Raw genomic sequence first — 16,111 nt, 5'->3', positions numbered from 1 at the left:
GTCAGCTTTCCAAATTCAGCGATTGCGCCAGTTCGTCGTCCATGGAATCGCTGGACTCATTCGGTCCGCGCGGCTTGAGGCCGAACTGGACCAGCAAAGGAGCCGCGATGAAGATCGACGAGTAGCTCGCCACTATAATACCCACGCTCAATGCCAGCGCGAAACTGCGAATATCCGCGCCGCCAAAGGCATAAAGCGGGATATGCGCGAGGAATGTCACGAAGGACGTCAGCAAGGTACGCGACAGCGTCTGGTTGATCGAGGCGTCGATGATGGCAGGCAGCGGCGCGCTTTTATAGACGCGCAGGTTCTCGCGCACGCGGTCATAGATCACCACCGTATCGTTCAGCGAATAGCCGATGATGGTCAGGATCGCCGCGACGCTCCACAGATTGAATTCCATGCGGAACACAATGAACATGCCCGCCAGAATGATGACGTCGTGCAGGGTAGACAGCACCGCACCAAGCGCAAGCTGCCAGCGGAACCGGACCCACACGTAAATGAAGATGCCGATTAGCGACAGAATGACCGCCAGAATGCCGGCGCGGGAAAGCTGTTCCGAAACAGTCGGTCCAACGACTTCGACGCGCTGGAATGAATAATCCTGCTCGAACTCGCCGCGCAGCTTCACAGCGACGGTTTGTTCTGCATCGTCGCCGACTTCCTGACTGCCGATGATGACGAGCGCGGAGCGCGGAGATTTTGCCGGAAGGACACGGGCGCTGTCGATGTTGAGCTCGGTAAGCCGCTCGGTGATATCTTCCAGATTGGCGTCGCCGCTGCGCGCCTGCAGTTCGACCATCGAGCCGCCACGGAAATCGATGCCGTAGTTGAAGCCGATATTGACGAACAAGGCGACAACAATCGCGCAGGCAAGGACCGAAATGCCAAGCGTGACGAATTGGAGACGCATGAAGGGAATGTGGGTTACCGTCGGGACCAGCTTCAGGCGACGCTTCGGCACTTCCTTCGGCTTGGCCGTGCGCACCCATTGCGCGATCAGCAGGCGCGTGAAGGTGAGCGTGGTGAAGAGCGTCGTGCCGATACCGACCGCGACCGTCAGCGCGAAACCATGCACCGTTCCCGAGCCGAGCAGGAAAAGGACGAGCGCCGCAATCAGCGTGGTAAGGTTCGCATCGATGATGGTTGAAAGAGCGCGATAAAAGCCGGATTCCATCGCCTGGACGACGGAATAACCCTTGCGGCGATCTTCGCGCACACGTTCATAAATGAGGATGTGAGCGTCAACAGCCAGGCCTATGGTCAGCACCAGACCGGCGATACTTGCAAGGCTGATCGATGCACCGATCAGCGAAAGTATGGCTGTAAGGATGATGATGTTGACGGCGAGCGCGACCATGGCGATCACACCAAGGATGCCGTAGGACAAGACCATGAACAGGCCGACGAGCAGCGCGGCCAGCAAAGCGGCCAATGCTGCGGCGCTGGCGTAATCTTCGCCCAGAGCGGATGCAATCGTGCGCTCTTCCAGAACCGTAACGTTCTGCGGCAGCGCGCCCGAACGCAGCACGACTGCCATATTGTTAGCCGCCTGAAGATCGAAGGCGCCGGAAATCTGCAGCTCATTCGTGTCGAGCTTTTCATCCACGGCAGGCGCGGATACGATCTGGTTATCGACAACGATGGCGAAGCTTCCGCCAACCAGTTGCGAGGTTGCTTCGGCGAGATTCTTTCGGCCCGCATCGTCCAGCGTCAGCGTAATGACCGGTTCCGTATCGTCGTCCGCCAGCGTCGCCTTGGCGTCGGTCACATTGGCGCCGGTCAGGATCGGCTGTTTCTTGACGAGGTAACCGACGGGCGGATCGTCGTAGGAGTAGATGACCTCGCTGTCGGCCGGCGGCGTTCCACGAATGGCGTCATCCGGCCCCATCGTGCTGTCGACCGCACGGAAGGAGAAATTGCCACGAACGCTGAGAATGTCCTTCAGAAGCTGCGCGTCGTAGACGCCAGGAACTTCAACCCGAATCTGATTGCGGTTTTCCGCTTCGACGAAGGGCTTGCCATATCCCAGTTCCTCGAGGCGCTGGCGCATGATGTTCGCCGTGAGCTCGAGTTCCCCTCGTCCCGGATTCTGCACTTGCAGGACCAGGCGCGAGCCGCCGGAGAGATCCAGCCCGAGGGCGATCTGCTGCTTCGGCAGGAAGCCTGGCAGTTTGGCCAGCGTTTCACGCGAGAAAAAGTTGGGGGAAGCGATGATGAAGCTCACGAGAACCGCGAGCCAGATCAGGGCAGATTTCCAGCGTGAAAAATAGAGCATAGAGCAGCAATTCCGTATCAGCTTGGATAGAGCAGGCCGGAGTTCACCTGTTGCGAACCGCTCTCCGGCGTCGTGGCGCGCACGTTCTGGCGCTTGCCGAATAATGCACAGGCCCCGGTTATGGAAATCTTACCGGGGCCTGCTTGTCGTAAAAGAATTACTTGTTCTTGTTGTCGGCGACAGGTTCGCCCTTCACGCGAACATCCATCAGGGTGCTGCGCATGACGCGGATGCGAACGCCTTCAGCAATTTCGACTTCGAGTTCGTTGTCATCAACGACCTTCTGAACCTTGCCGACAATGCCGCCGCCGGTGACAACGGTATCGCCGCGACGAACCTGAGACAGCATTTCCTGACGCTTCTTCATCTGGGTCCGCTGCGGGCGGATGATGAGGAAGTACATGATCACGAAGATCAGGATGAACGGCAGAATGCTCATGAGCATGTCTGGCCCAGCAGCGCCGCCGGATGCCTGAGCGAAAGCCGGTGTTACGAACATTAGGAACTCCTCTGAAGTCTCGAAGACAAATTATTATCGGCATTACAATGGTTAGCGCGCCAAATGCAACCGGCGATAACCCCGCCTGTGCCAAGGTCGCACACTTTTCGCCTCCGCTGTGGCATGTTAAGTCCATATTCCTATCATCAGGGACAAGAAATGACGACCGAAGACATACTCAGCCAGAAACTGGACCGTTTGATCGCCACTCTGGAACGCATTGCGCCGCCGGAAGCCAAAACACCCGATCTCGATGCCGCAGACTGCTTTGTCTGGGCACCGGAACGACTGACCCTTGATCCGGTCAAGCGTGTCAATCGAGTGGATATCGCGCTGATCCGTGGCGTAGATTTGGTGCGTGACCAGCTGGTGGACAATACCCGGCGCTTTGCAAAAGGTTTCCCGGCCAACAATGTGCTGCTCTGGGGCGCGCGCGGCATGGGCAAATCCTCGCTCGTCAAGGCTGCGCAGGCAAGCGTCAACGCCGAAATGCCGGAGCGGGTACCGCTCAAGCTGATCGAAATCCACCGCGAGGATATTGATAGCCTTCCTACCTTGATGAATCTCATCAAGGATACAGACTATCGCTTCATCCTGTTCTGCGACGACCTCTCCTTCGATCACGACGACACGTCGTACAAGTCGCTCAAGGCGGCGCTCGAAGGCGGCGTGGAAGGTCGTCCAGCCAATGTGATCTTCTATGCGACCTCGAACCGGCGTCACCTGATGCCGCGCGACATGATCGACAATGAGCGCTCGACGGCGATCAACCCTTCGGAGGCCATTGAGGAAAAGGTTTCGCTGTCAGACCGCTTCGGTCTCTGGCTCGGTTTCCATAAATGCAGCCAGGACGATTATCTCGCCATGGTCGATGGCTATGCGGCCTATTTCAAGCTGGCTTACGATTCCGAAAAGATGCACGCCGAAGCGCTGGAATGGTCCACCACACGCGGAAACCGCTCAGGCCGTGTTGCATGGCAATATATACAAGATCTGGCGGGTCGCCTCGGCATAGCGATGTGAAACCACGATACCACCATGACAAGAAAGGCGGGCCTTGGGGCCCGCCTTCTTTTTTATCTCGGTGGTTTATAGAGCTGGAGGTTCTCAAGTCGAACTGTCACCGCGCTCCCGGAACCGTCTTCTCGATCAGGATTCCAGATATTTGCTCGGATTGACCGGAGCGGAGTTCTTGCGCACCTCGAAGTGCAGCTTCGGAGATTTCGCGTTGCCGCTCATGCCTGACTTTGCAACTTCTTCGCCGCGACGGACTTTCTGCCCGCGCTGAACCAGTATCTGGCTGTTGTGACCGTAGACGGTGACAAGGCCGTTGTCGTGGCGGATCAGAACCGTCTGGCCGAACTCCTTGAGGCCGTCACCGGCATAGATGACGACGCCGTTTTCGGCAGCCTTCACCGAAGTTCCTTCCGGAACCATGATATCGATGCCGTCGCTCACCGAGGTGCCGTCACGCTGGCCAAAGCTCGCGAGAATACGGCCACGGACCGGCCAGCGCATCTGGGAAATGCCGGTTGAGGAAGGCGCTGCCGCCTGATCCTTTTCGGCATCCTCGATCACCTTGTTGCTCGCCTGCGGCGGCGTGTAAGGCTTGACATCGGCATTGGCGGCGGGCGCAGCAGCAGCCTTGGCCGGGTTTTCCGGCGGCTGCGAAACAGCTGCAACCTGTGTCGCGTTTCCTGCTGCGGCAGATGGAATTACGAGAGCCTGACCGACGCGGATGGCGCCGTTCGACAGTCCGTTGGCCTTCTTCAACTGCTCGACAGGCACATTGTGCTTCTGCGCGATGGAGAAGAGTGAATCGCCGCTCTTGACAGTATAGGTGCCGTTCGGTGCTGGCGGCGTGGTAGCATTTGCCCCCGCCGAGGCCATGTCGGTTGCCGAAGGCTTCTTGCCGTTGACGGCAGGCGCCTGCGGCACGACCGCGATATTGTTATCCGTCGGCCGTGGCGCAGCCGGGGCAGCTGGAAGCTGGCCCAGAACCTTTTCCTGCGCGCCGTTCACGGTATTGCGCGTAGCAGTGGCTGCGCTGGCAACCTTGGTTTCGGCTGCGTTGACCGTGTTGTTTACACGGTTTGCGGCCATGTCCTGTGCCTGCCCGACTTGGCTCTGGATGTGATTGGATGCCGCTGCAACCGGAGCCTGAACGGACTGGCGCGCTGCCGCGACAGGCGCAGCCATCGGCGCCGATGTCACCGGCGGCAGCGAATTGCGCTGGACCGAACCGCTGGAAGCGGGAGCTACAGGAGCCGCAGATGCATAAAGATCGCCAGCCGGCTGCTGCGCGACACGCTGACTGGACGTAGAGCCCGTACTGATACCATCAGTGAAGCGCATCGTATCGGCACTGCACCCGGCACCAAAACCGGCAATCAGAACGATCGCGACATTCCGCAGGAGACGTTCAGACGTGTGCTGCAAAATTTGTAAACGCATGTTCAACTCGCCCATACTCGAAACTCAGTAAGGTGATTAAAACGCGTTAATGTTACTCTCTGGTTAAGAACGACAAATCTTCGAAAAAAGATTCACCAATTAAATACCATAAGCGCACAAAGCGGCCGGAGGCCCTCCCCGACGAGGCCGGACAGAGCCAAAGAGCCTTCTTTTTGACGAATCAATGCGCGTCGGTCACAGAACCGACGAGACGCCTTCGATAAAAGGCTGGTAGCGAACCGCCATCAGGTCCTCCTGCTCGAATCGGCTTCCAACCTTGGCTATGCGCGTCATGACCTGCGGGCCATCGCCCGGACCGATGGGGGCAATCAACACCCCATGCGTCGCCAGCAGATCAACGAAGTGACGCGGCACCTCGTCGAAAGCGAGCCAGATCAGGATACGATCAAACGGACCGCCCGGCATTCCATGACGACCATCGGCATGCTTGACCATGATGTTTTCACGCTTCAGCGACACGAATTGCTGCAAGGCGTGGTCGCAAAGCTTGCGGTAGCGCTCGACGGTCGTGACACGACCGGAAAGCGAAGACATGACAGCCGCCGTGAAACCGGAGCCTGTTCCGATTTCCAGAACCCGATGACCGGGCTCCAATTTCAGCGCAGCAATGGCGCGGGCCTGCTCATCGATGCCCTCCATGTACTCGCCGCAGTCGAGCGGCGCAGTGCGGGGGCTGTAGGCGAGATGAGACCATGCGGAGGCCAGAAAACTCTGGCGGGGCGTGGCCTCAATGGCTGCAAAGAGACGCGGATCGTCAATACCGTATCCGCGCATCCGCATGACGAAGGATGCAAATCCTTCCCTGTCCGAAAGCCGTGGGCGCTCAGACGCTGCCTGCCTCATGCTTCAACCCCAAGTGCTGCACTCAATTCTGCCCGAACCTTATGCGCGGTCAGATCAAGGTGCAACGGGGTGACCGAAATGCAATCGGAACGAATGGCCGCTATGTCGCTGTCGTCGGCAACCGGTGCCTTGCCGCGGCCGAAATGCAGCCAGAAATAAGGGAAGCCGCGTCCGTCGCGGCGCTCATCGAGGCGCGCATCGTGGCTGAGCTTGCCCTGCGCCGTGACGCGCACGCCCTGCACTTCCTCCGGCCCGCAATTGGGGAAATTCAGGTTCAGGAGAACCCCTTCCGGCCAGCCAGCCTCCATCAGCTTTTTGATAAGGTCGGGCGCGTGAGCTTCTGCCGTTTCCCACGGAACGATACGGCGATCGCCTTCATATTCATATTCCTGCGACAGTGCGATGGCGCGTACACCCAGCAAGGTTCCTTCCATCGCACCGGCAACCGTACCCGAATAGGTTACGTCGTCGGCCATGTTCGCACCGGAATTGACGCCGGAGAGGACGAGATCGGGCGCACCCGGCAGCACGTGGCGCACACCCATGATGACGCAATCGGTCGGCGTGCCGCGCAATGCGAAATGGCGATCATCGATCTGCCGGAGACGGAGCGGCTCCGACAGGGTCAGCGAATGCGCGAGGCCGCTCTGATCGGTTTCGGGAGCGACGACCCAAACATCGTCGGAGAGCTTGCGTGCGATCCGCTCCAGAACTGCGAGGCCTTCAGCGTGGATACCATCATCGTTCGTCAGCAGAATTCGCACGTCGTCACTCCTTCATTTATCAATGATTCTGATTCACGCAGCTTTCTCGATCCGCGTGAGGCCGCCCATGTATGGCTGCAATGCTTCAGGAATATGAATGCTGCCGTCTTCTTCCTGATAATTTTCCATCACGGCGATAAGCGCACGGCCGACGGCGACACCCGAACCGTTCAGCGTATGCACGAAACGGGTCGACTTTTCGCCTTCCGGACGATAGCGGGCATTCATGCGACGGCCCTGGAAATCGCCGCAGACCGAGCAGCTGGAGATTTCGCGATAGGTGTTCTGGCCAGGCAGCCACACTTCGATGTCATAGGTCTTCTGCGCGCCGAAGCCCATGTCGCCGGTGCAGAGCACGACTGTACGGAACGGCAGACCGAGGCGCTTCAGCACTTCCTCGGCACAGGCAGTCATGCGCTCGTGTTCTTCGATTGAGCTGTCGGCATCGGTGATCGACACCATTTCCACTTTCAGGAACTGATGCTGGCGCAGCATGCCGCGCGTGTCGCGGCCCGCGGAGCCCGCTTCCGAGCGGAAGCATGGCGTCAGCGCCGTATAACGCTGGGGAAGCGACTTCGCGTCGACGATTTCGTCGGCGACCAGATTGGTCAGCGGAACTTCGGCGGTCGGAATGAGCCAGCGGCCATCCGTGGTGCGGAAAAGGTCTTCCGAGAATTTCGGCAGCTGACCGGTTCCATAGACAGCTTCGTCGCGCACCATCAGCGGCGGCATCGTTTCGGTGTAGCCGTGCTCTGTCGTGTGGAGATCGAGCATGAACTGACCGAGCGCCCGTTCCAGACGCGCAAGCGGCCCTTTCAGCACCGTGAAGCGCGAACCTGCGAGCTTCGCAGCGCGCTCGAAATCCATGTAGCCGAGCGCCTCGCCCAACTCGAAATGTTCCTTCGGCTGAAAGGCGAAATTGCGCTGGTTGCCGATGCGGCGGATTTCGACATTGTCGCTTTCATCCTTGCCGAGCGGCACGTCTTCGAGCGGAACATTGGGGATGGACGACAGCGCGTCGTTCAACTCCCTGGTCAGGCGACGTTCCTCGTCTTCGGCCTGAGCAAGAAAATCCTTCAACTCGGCAACTTCCGCCTTCAGCTTGTCAGCCGTTGCTGCATCCTTCGCAGCCATGGCCTTGCCGATTTCCTTCGAGGCGGCGTTGCGACGCTCCTGCGCGGCCTGAACCTTGCCGACATATTCGCGGCGTTTCTCGTCCAGCGCCATCAGTTCGGACGACAGCGACTGAGCCCCACGCTTGGCGAGCGCTTTGTCGAGGGTTTCAGGGTTTTCGCGTATCCATTTGATGTCGAGCATGGGAAAAGCCGTTTCGTGAAATTGAACAGGAGCGAGGCCGCACAACCTGCGACCTCACAGAATCAACGTGACAAATCAGGATGATGAAGCGTTGTTCTCGGCGTCGGAAGCTTCCTGTGCCTCATCCCGCTTCTTCTCGATCATGCGAGCCACGATGATTGAAATCTCGTAGAGAAGGATCGTCGGCAAGGCAAGGCCGATCTGGCTCGCCGGATCAGGCGGCGTCAGCACAGCCGCGACGATGAAAGCGATGACGATTGCGTACTTGCGCTTGTCTTTGAGACCCGCCGAAGTCACCAACCCGACGCGCGCCATGAGACTGGTCACGACCGGCAGCTGGAAGACCAGGCCAAACGCAAAGATGAGCGTCATGATGAGGCTCAGATATTCCGATACTTTCGGCAGGAGTGAAATCTGCACTTCGCCGCTGCCGCCGGTCTGCTGCATGGCGAGGAAGAACCACATCACCATCGGCGTGAAGAAGAAATAGACGAGTGCGCCGCCCATCAAAAACAGGATCGGCGAAGCAATCAGGAATGGCAGGAACGCCATGCGTTCATGCTTGTAGAGGCCCGGCGCAACAAACTTGTAAATCTGCGCGGCAATGATCGGAAACGCCAGCACGATGCCGCCGAACATTGCGACCTTCACCTGTGTGAAGAAGAATTCCTGTGGCGCAGTATAGATCAGTTCTGCCTTCGAGCGGTCCATGCCCGCCCAGTCGAGCGCCCACTGATAGGGCACGACAAGCAGGTTGAAGAGCTGTTTGGCGAAAGCGAAACAGAAAACAAATGCCACGAAAAATGCCAGAATTGCCCAGATCAGGCGGCGGCGCAGTTCGATCAGGTGCTCAAGCAGAGGCGCTGCGCTCTGTTCGATTTCGTCCTCGTCGCGTTTCACGCTTTGGTTCCTGTCTTCTTCGTGGTCTTCTTGGCAGGTGCGGCAGCAGCCTTTGCAGTTTCCGGTTTCGCCGCTGCGGACTTTTTGGCAGCAGGCTTTGCGGCGGAAACCGCCTTCGGAGCCGCTTTCGCTTTGGCTGTTTCGGTCGCTTTGTTCTCTGCCTTCGGTGCAGCCTTGCGAGTGGTTTTCTTCGGCGCTACGGCTTTTTCAGCGGCTGGCTCCACAGCAGGCGGAACCGGTGCGCCACCGACATCAACCGGCGTCGTCACTTCAGCTACTTTTTCAGGTGTAGCCGGAGACATGGAAGTCGTGGACTGAAGGCCAGCGCGCAAATCTTCTCCGGCGCTGCGAATCGGATCGAACACCTGCGTGATCTTCGAGCGCGGGTCCAGCTTGCGGGTCTCGTCGATGATGTTCTTGACGTCCTCAAGCTCGGCCTCTTTCAAGGCTTCGTCGAACTGCTGCTTGAACTCGTTGGCGGTAGCGCGCATGCGCGCGGTTGCCTTGCCAAATGCCCTCAGCATCTTCGGCAAATCCTTGGGACCGACCACCACGATCATCACGATCGCAATAATCAGAAGTTCAGACCAACCGATGTCGAACATATTCTTGATACCCCGCGCAATTCGCGCGCGCGTCCCGTCTTTCGGCGGAAAACCGCACTTTTAAATGGCAAAATATGCTGCGCGCGCTTTCCCGCACGCAGCATGCTTTATCCGTCAGATCAGGACTTGGTGGTTTTCTTGACGTCGTTGACGGTTTCATCAGCCTTGGCGTCGATCGTACGACCTGAATCCCTGGCTTCATCCTTGGCGTCTTCGTCGGACATGCCCTGCTTGAAGTTCTTGATGCCCTTGGCAACATCGCCCATCAGCTCGGGAATCTTGCCGCGGCCGAACAGAAGAAGCACAACCGCCAGGACGATCAGCCAGTGCCAGATGGAAAAGCTACCCATTTTATTCCTCTCATTGCCGCGAGCGCGGCATGTTCCTTCAATGCCAGTTACGATTTAAGCGCTTTCAACAAATCTTTCAAACAGAAGTGTGACGGTGAACGGCTTTGCGACAAATAAAATTGGCTGCAAAGGCCAGACTGGGACTATTCACCGCGTGGGGCGAGCAAGCCAAGGCTTTCCAGATCGATATCTTCAAGCGGCTCTTCGTCTTCCGTCAGTTCATCCGGGTCGATGTTCGGCACGGGGACGGCGAAACTCGACGGCATGCGCGCAGAGAGGAGCCCTGCCCCGCGCAATTCTTCCAATCCGGGCAGATCGCGGATTTCCGGAAGGCCAAAATGGTCGAGAAACGCATCCGTCGTTCCATAGGTGACCGGGCGACCGGGCGTGCGGCGGCGTCCGCGCAACTTGATCCAGCCGGTCTCCATCAGAACGTCAAGCGTACCCTTCGAGGTTTCGACACCGCGAATGTCCTCCAGCTCGGCCCGCGTGACGGGCTGATGATAGGCAATGATGGCCAGCACTTCCATCGCAGCGCGCGAAAGCTTGCGCTGCTGCACGGCTTCGCGGCTCATGAGAAAGGCGAGATCGGGGGCGGTGCGAAACGCCCATGCGCCGCCGACCTGAACCAGATGCACGCCGCGCGTTTCATATATCTTCTGCAGATGCTTCAAAACCGGGGCAATGTCCACATTGGCGGGCAGACGTTCCGATAGTGCGCGTTCGGAAACGGGTTCCGAAGACGCAAAGACAATCGCCTCGACAATGCGCGCAAGCTCGGCCAGCCCCTGCGTCGAGACAGAAACATCCGTTTCGATCTGATCGTCGTCGCTATCGATTTCAGCCAGATTTCGACGTTCCGCCTCAGACATCCTCATCCTCATCCAATTCGCTCAGGTCGCCCGTCGCCCTTATATAGATCGGCTCGAAAGGAGCGTTCTGCCTTACTTCCAGCTTCCCTTCGCGCACAAGTTCGAGACTGGCGGCGAAGGAACTGGCAAGTGCCGAAGCCCTTTCGCGCGGTGAAAGGGCATAATCGATCAGGAAGCGATCCAGCGATATCCAGTCCCCCACCGATCCCATCAGGCGCACAAGTGCCACGCGCGCTTCTTTCAGCGACCAGACAGCCCGCTTGGCGATCTGCACCTGTGAAACCGCCTGCCGCTGCCGTTGGGAAGCATAGGCGGTAAGAAGATCATATAAGGTCGCGGAAAACTGGCTGGTCCTGTCGACCATGACCATTTCCGGCATGCCGCGCGCAAAGACGTCCCGCCCCAGCCGGTTGCGGTTGACGAGCTTGGCCGCCGCGTCGCGCATGGCTTCAAGCCGCTTCAAACGATAATGCAGCGAAGCGGCCAGTTCTTCACCGGTCGCTCCGTCATCCCCCTGTTGCTTCGGGATCAGCAGCTTCGACTTGAGATAGGCGAGCCATGCGGCCATGACGAGATAATCGGCAGCAAGTTCAAGGCGCAAGGCACGCGCCTGCTCCACGAACACCAGATACTGCTCGGCAAGCGCCAGAACGGAAATACGGGCGAGATCGACACGCTGGCTCCGTGCGAGATGGAGCAGCAGATCGAGCGGTCCTTCAAATCCCTGCACATCGATGAGAAGCGACGGTTCGCTTTCGCTGCGTTCGGTTTCGCCCTGCCACAGCGCATCCATCGGCACGAGCGTGCCGTCTTTGCCGTCTGTGTCTGCTCCCGATGCTGCCAAGCCCGTTTCCCTGCCGATAAGATTCACCGGCAGATCAATCCGCCGATGAAGTCAGCTTACCAAGTTTTAACGATTACGCTATCAGTTCGAACATGGCGCTGAATTCCGCACGCAATTCTTCCTCGTCGGAAAGATCGGGGTCGCCCGCGTAGACTTCAGCCAGGTCGGCGCGGCGCTTTGCCTTGCCTTCAAGAACCGGCACACGCGCTGCAACTTCCTTCAGTTCCTCCATCACCCCTGCGCAATAGAGAACTACATCGCAGCCCGCCCCGATGATGCCATCCGCAATGTCGCCGAGGCTGCCCGAGAGCGCCTTCATGGAGATGTCGTCGCTCATGACAAGTCCATCGAACTGGATCACATCGCGAATGATGGTATTGATGACGGTTGGCGACAGTGTCGATGGGCGTTGCGGGTCGATGCAATCGAAAACGACGTGGGCCGTCATTGCCATCGGCAGATCGTTGAGCGCCTTGAACGGCACGAAATCATGCGCGACCAGTTCGTTGAGAGGAACGGTGACGCGGGCGAGTTCCTTGTGCGTGTCGGCAAATGCACGGCCATGTCCGGGCATATGTTTGACCACCGGCAGCATGCCGCCAGCCAGCAAGCCTTCCGCAGCGGCCCGGCCCATCTCGGCTACCGCATGCGGATTCTTGGAATAGGCGCGTGCGCCGATGACGTCATGCGCGCCTTCCACAGGCACGTCCAGCACCGGCAGGCAGTCCACATTGACGCCGACCCTGAGCAAGTCGAATGCATGCAGGCGGGCATGAAGCCATGCAGCACGCAGGCCCGCCTCGCGGTCGCGCGCGTAAATCGCGCCCACTTCCGAGGCTGAGGGGTAGTTCGGCACAAGCGGCGGGCGAAGGCGCTGCACGCGGCCACCTTCCTGATCGATGAAAACAGGGGTCTGGTCGCGTCCCGTCAAGTCACGCATATGCGCCGTCAGCTCGGAAACCTGTTCCAGACTTTCGACATTGCGCGCAAAAAGAATGAAGCCCCAGGGCCTTTCATCACGGAAGAACGCGATCTCGTCTTCCGTCAGTTTCGTTTCCGACACACCGGCAATCCATGCCTTGCAGTCTTTCATGCGCTCTTCCCCAAAATTGTCTGGAAATGCTGTACTCGAACAACCCTGCCCCAGTTTAACCGAAAAAATCGGGGCTTGGTAGTGGACCATAAAAAAGGGCGACCTGAGCCGCCCTTTCGATACTCAGTACCTGATCGATCACTGCGTGACGAAGCAGCTGCCGCCAGCGGATTTGAGGCGTGCGCACAGCGCGGATGCGTCTTCCTTCGAGCCGCCCTGCACGCGGACACGATAGTAAGTGCCCTTGCCCGGAATGTCGGCCCGCTTGATGTCCACGCTGCGACCGCCGATCACGCTGCCAAACTTCTGGGCCATGTTCGCATAGGACTTCTGGGCCAGTTCAGCCGATGGCTGCGAAGCGATCTGGATGAAATAACCGCCTGCACCTGCCGCGGATGCAACCTGCGGCGCAGCCGGTGCAGGAGCCGGGTTGGCAGCAGCCGGGGCCTGCGTGCGCTGCGGCACGTTGCCGACGATATTGACCGGCTGTTCAGCAGGACGCGACGGTACCACCGGAGCACGGACGGGCAGACGGGGAGCTTCCGCCGCAGGCTGTGGCTGCGGAGCCGGTGCCTGTGTCTGGGACTGGGCGGCGGGTGTTACAGGCGCGTTGCCTGCTGCAAGCGCGGCGATTTCGTCACCACCAGCAGGCGCTGCGGGCTGCGCGCTGTTTGCCGGAGGCATTTGCGAAGCGGTTTCTTCCGGTGCCGAAGAAGGCTGAACGATGGAACCATCCGGCCGCACGATCATGGTTTCTACTTCGCGCGGCTGAACCAGCGGCGCATTGCGGTTGCTGTCCTGATTCACGGCCGGAGCATTATTCGCCACCGGCTGCTCGTCAGGGGTGTTGTCCACCATGTTCTCGCTGTCATCCGTGCCCGAAATATCGACGGGCTCTTCGCCGGACGTGATCAGCGACTTTTGTTCCGGATTGTTCGGCAGCGTCCCGGCAACGCGGTCATAAACCGCCTTGTCCTGGTTCGGAACCGTCGCACCGCCCGGATTCTCCGGCTGCATCTTGATCGGCTGATTGTCGGCGCGAATCACGACCGGTTCACCGGAACCGCTGCCGCCGAGGAAATGGTAGCCGATCCCGCCAAGCAGCACGGCCACACCGGCCACGCTTGCCAGGATAAGGCCCCGACGACCGCGAACCGGGCGATTGCGATAGGCTTCGGCAGCGCTGCCAAGGTCATCTTCCGCCTGCATCGCGGCGCGTTCGCCATAGTCGCCAGCTTCGAGCGGCTGTGCGCCCTGAGCGGCCCAATGATTGTAGAAATCGTCCTCATTGCCCAATTGGCCGGAGGGCTGCGCCGGAGCCTGCGTCGTCGCCTGCGAGCGGCCATATGCCCCCGCAGCCGTGGCAGCGCCAACGCCCAACGCGGCAGCCCCCACAGCGGCACCGAGGCCTGCGCCGGAGTCCGGCAGATAGCTGGAGGCGCTTTCGCGGAATATGTCCTCGAAAGCCCTGTCAGCTTCGCTCTGTGCATCGGATTTCGCCGCTTCATCGACGCCAACCGTATTGAAGACCTCTGCGAATTCCGCTTCGAGATCCGTCAGTCCGGCATTGTTTTCTTCTTCGCCGTAATTGATTTCCGGCAGATCGAGGGAATGGGTCTGCTCGACCTTTTCTTCGGCCACGCTCAGCGTTTCAACTTCCGGCGCTGGTGCGCTGACTGCAGTCCCGTGAGCCATTCCGAACGGCGAGAACGGAGCCGGAGAAGCCCGGTAATCATCATCCGAACGCACAGCATGCGCATAAGCCGTTGCTTCTGCTTCGGGTTCCGCGCTCAGATCAAGATCATCTTCCGTGAAGAAATCCTCTTCGGTGAAAGCGTTCTCGTCCGGCAGCCTGGAAACGTCGCCCGATGGCTCGAAGCCGAAATCATCTTCCGAGAGGCTGATTTCATCCAGTTCCGACAGATCGTCGTCCGTTCCCTCGGCAGCAATTGGAGCCGCGCCTTCCTCGGCATCGAAAGAAAAATCGTCGTCGAAGGAGAAATCGTCGTCGTTGTCGACAGATGATGCCGATTCCACTGCGGGCGCGTAGTCGGCCTGCGGCGCCCTTGCTACCGCATCCTGCCCTGCAACTCCCGGAGCGAAATTGCTCCGCGTATAATACGGGTATGCGGAAGGAGTTGCCTGCGGCGTGTAGCCGTATCCCTGCTCCGACGGCGCGACGGCTTCCGCTGCGCTGTCATGGGCCGGCTCATCGAGCTGCAGATCATCGAAATGAAAGTCGTCCAGCTCGGGCGCATCCTGATATCCAGAATTCTGCACCGGTGCGACATCGTGATGGGCATCCGGCGATTCGGCGGGCGCCACATGCGAGAAATAAGTCTCGTCATGCGATGCAAGCTCGGGGGATGCGGGCTGCGGCTCGTCGCCAAACAGGAGATTTTCCAGTTCGTCTTCAAGCGAAACCGGCGCGGAAACTGCAGCATAGGACGGCTGTTCGGGCTCGACAGCCTGAACATTCCAGTCATGGTGACGTGCCGACTGGTAAGCCTCTTCATGCGGTTCAATGGCTGGCTGATAGATCGTCGGATCGTAATCGGTATGATCGATATGAAGGGGCTCGATAGTTTCCCTGCGACCATACACGGAAGACGATGCGGTGAAGTCGTCCGCGTTCGAATCGCGAGCAGCCGAATAGTCGTTATAGTCGAATTGCGGCACGGGCTCGGTGCGATCGGCTTCCTCAAACTCAAGCGTCTCGAAGGAAGGCGTTTCCACTTCGGGAGCCAGCTCATCCTCATCCATCTGAAGATCGAGCTCGTCTTCCAGAGCGGAAGCAAGTTCTTCCTCATGTATCAGAGGTGCACCAGACTGATGGGAATCATCCTGCGCCGATGCGGCTGCGAACTGCGACTGGTCCACAGGCTGGGAATAATCGCTGAAATCGCCGAGCAGCTCGCGTTCCAGATCCAGAGAGGGATCAAAGCCGGGATCGGTTCTGTCCTCGAAATGAGTATTCCCAAACTGAGTGGGGCGGCGCTCATTCCAAGCGACGTTGTCATCAGCAGGCGTGCCGAAGTCCATGATCCGCGACAGTTCCATCAGCGGGTCGTCTTCGTGCAACGGACGCTCGCCGTAATTACGGGGATTTGCACTGCTGTCCGTCATAGCGTGTTCCTAACTCAAACCCTGGACGCCGCAAGACGTCTCCATACATTGCTTTTTTAGCGAGGCAATGTGGGCAAAAGTTGACGGAAGTTTCCTGCGCCAGAAGGAAGACCAATGACTTGCGTTCATTATGGCCTTCCAC

General features: G+C 59.0%; 14 protein-coding genes. 1 reads left to right on the top strand and 13 read right to left on the bottom strand.

Annotated features, from left to right (window positions below):
* Position 1 precedes the first annotated feature (1 nt).
* Both secDF and yajC read right to left on the bottom strand, forming a co-directional pair.
* Positions 2 to 2,281 (bottom strand): protein translocase subunit SecDF, encoded by a 2,280-nt coding sequence (secDF, locus tag ACOWVS_RS05010; protein WP_021585060.1) that lies wholly within the window; start codon positions 2,279 to 2,281, stop codon positions 2 to 4.
* 157 nt (positions 2,282 to 2,438) lie between these two features.
* Positions 2,439 to 2,780 carry a preprotein translocase subunit YajC gene (gene yajC, locus ACOWVS_RS05005; protein WP_006466672.1) on the bottom strand — a complete coding sequence of 114 codons (342 nt, stop codon included), beginning with the start codon at positions 2,778 to 2,780 and terminating at the stop codon, positions 2,439 to 2,441.
* A 159-nt stretch (positions 2,781 to 2,939) separates the two neighbouring features.
* On the opposite strand from yajC, the gene ACOWVS_RS05000 reads away from it, so the two are divergent.
* Positions 2,940 to 3,803 carry an ATP-binding protein gene (locus ACOWVS_RS05000; RefSeq protein WP_021585059.1) on the top strand — a complete coding sequence of 288 codons (864 nt, stop codon included), beginning with the start codon at positions 2,940 to 2,942 and terminating at the stop codon, positions 3,801 to 3,803.
* 126 nt (positions 3,804 to 3,929) lie between these two features.
* Here the strand turns inward: ACOWVS_RS05000 and dipM are convergent, their stop codons facing one another.
* The 11 genes from dipM to ACOWVS_RS04945 form a co-directional block, all read right to left on the bottom strand.
* Positions 3,930 to 5,249 carry a cell division endopeptidase DipM gene (gene dipM, locus ACOWVS_RS04995; protein ID WP_021585058.1) on the bottom strand — a complete coding sequence of 440 codons (1,320 nt, stop codon included), beginning with the start codon at positions 5,247 to 5,249 and terminating at the stop codon, positions 3,930 to 3,932.
* 180 nt (positions 5,250 to 5,429) lie between these two features.
* Positions 5,430 to 6,098 (bottom strand): protein-L-isoaspartate(D-aspartate) O-methyltransferase, encoded by a 669-nt coding sequence (locus tag ACOWVS_RS04990; protein ID WP_006466669.1) that lies wholly within the window; start codon positions 6,096 to 6,098, stop codon positions 5,430 to 5,432.
* Complete coding sequence (gene surE / locus ACOWVS_RS04985; protein WP_006466668.1) at positions 6,095 to 6,862, bottom strand: 5'/3'-nucleotidase SurE; 768 nt, start codon at positions 6,860 to 6,862, stop codon at positions 6,095 to 6,097. Before surE ends, ACOWVS_RS04990 begins: the two co-directional genes overlap by 4 nt.
* Before the next feature lie 33 nt (positions 6,863 to 6,895).
* Positions 6,896 to 8,179, bottom strand: coding sequence for a serine--tRNA ligase (gene serS / locus ACOWVS_RS04980; protein WP_021585056.1), 1,284 nt, complete (start codon positions 8,177 to 8,179; stop codon positions 6,896 to 6,898).
* Positions 8,180 to 8,254: 75 nt separating this feature from the next.
* Positions 8,255 to 9,079, bottom strand: coding sequence for a twin-arginine translocase subunit TatC (gene tatC / locus ACOWVS_RS04975; protein WP_006466666.1), 825 nt, complete (start codon positions 9,077 to 9,079; stop codon positions 8,255 to 8,257).
* On the bottom strand, positions 9,076 to 9,684 hold the full coding sequence (tatB, locus tag ACOWVS_RS04970) for a Sec-independent protein translocase protein TatB (RefSeq protein ID WP_021585055.1): 609 nt from the start codon (positions 9,682 to 9,684) through the stop codon (positions 9,076 to 9,078). Before tatB ends, tatC begins: the two co-directional genes overlap by 4 nt.
* Positions 9,685 to 9,803: 119 nt before the next feature.
* Complete coding sequence (locus ACOWVS_RS04965) at positions 9,804 to 10,034, bottom strand: twin-arginine translocase TatA/TatE family subunit (RefSeq protein WP_006466664.1); 231 nt, start codon at positions 10,032 to 10,034, stop codon at positions 9,804 to 9,806.
* Positions 10,035 to 10,177: 143 nt separating this feature from the next.
* On the bottom strand, positions 10,178 to 10,906 hold the full coding sequence (gene scpB, locus ACOWVS_RS04960; RefSeq protein WP_021585054.1) for an SMC-Scp complex subunit ScpB: 729 nt from the start codon (positions 10,904 to 10,906) through the stop codon (positions 10,178 to 10,180).
* Positions 10,899 to 11,750, bottom strand: coding sequence for a segregation and condensation protein A (locus ACOWVS_RS04955; RefSeq protein WP_021585053.1), 852 nt, complete (start codon positions 11,748 to 11,750; stop codon positions 10,899 to 10,901). Before ACOWVS_RS04955 ends, scpB begins: the two co-directional genes overlap by 8 nt.
* A 73-nt stretch (positions 11,751 to 11,823) precedes the next feature.
* Positions 11,824 to 12,843: a beta-N-acetylhexosaminidase gene (gene nagZ / locus ACOWVS_RS04950; protein ID WP_075041672.1), complete on the bottom strand. Its 1,020-nt coding sequence runs from the start codon at positions 12,841 to 12,843 to the stop codon at positions 11,824 to 11,826.
* Between the two features lie 138 nt (positions 12,844 to 12,981).
* Entirely contained in the window at positions 12,982 to 15,969 is a 2,988-nt protein-coding gene (locus ACOWVS_RS04945; RefSeq protein ID WP_021585051.1) for an SPOR domain-containing protein, read from the bottom strand.
* Positions 15,970 to 16,111 lie beyond the last annotated feature (142 nt).

Origin of the sequence: Brucella sp. IR068 (genome assembly GCF_049065885.1) — a bacterium.
In the GTDB taxonomy this organism is placed as follows: domain Bacteria; phylum Pseudomonadota; class Alphaproteobacteria; order Rhizobiales; family Rhizobiaceae; genus Brucella; species Brucella intermedia.
Note: the sequence above shows the minus strand (reverse complement) of the source record. Positions and strands in the feature narration are given on the sequence as shown.

Bases quoted from the DNA above. Each gene is read 5' to 3' on its own strand.
- secDF (WP_021585060.1), bottom strand. From the start codon at position 2,281: ATGCTCTATTTTTCACGCTGGAAATCTGCCCTGATCTGGCTCGCGGTT.
- yajC (WP_006466672.1), bottom strand. From the start codon at position 2,780: ATGTTCGTAACACCGGCTTTCGCTCAGGCATCCGGCGGCGCTGCTGGG.
- ACOWVS_RS05000 (WP_021585059.1), top strand. From the start codon at position 2,940: ATGACGACCGAAGACATACTCAGCCAGAAACTGGACCGTTTGATCGCC.
- dipM (WP_021585058.1), bottom strand. From the start codon at position 5,249: ATGGGCGAGTTGAACATGCGTTTACAAATTTTGCAGCACACGTCTGAA.
- ACOWVS_RS04990 (WP_006466669.1), bottom strand. From the start codon at position 6,098: ATGAGGCAGGCAGCGTCTGAGCGCCCACGGCTTTCGGACAGGGAAGGA.
- serS (WP_021585056.1), bottom strand. From the start codon at position 8,179: ATGCTCGACATCAAATGGATACGCGAAAACCCTGAAACCCTCGACAAA.
- tatB (WP_021585055.1), bottom strand. From the start codon at position 9,684: ATGTTCGACATCGGTTGGTCTGAACTTCTGATTATTGCGATCGTGATG.
- ACOWVS_RS04965 (WP_006466664.1), bottom strand. From the start codon at position 10,034: ATGGGTAGCTTTTCCATCTGGCACTGGCTGATCGTCCTGGCGGTTGTG.
- scpB (WP_021585054.1), bottom strand. From the start codon at position 10,906: ATGTCTGAGGCGGAACGTCGAAATCTGGCTGAAATCGATAGCGACGAC.
- nagZ (WP_075041672.1), bottom strand. From the start codon at position 12,843: ATGAAAGACTGCAAGGCATGGATTGCCGGTGTGTCGGAAACGAAACTG.
- ACOWVS_RS04945 (WP_021585051.1), bottom strand. From the start codon at position 15,969: ATGACGGACAGCAGTGCAAATCCCCGTAATTACGGCGAGCGTCCGTTG.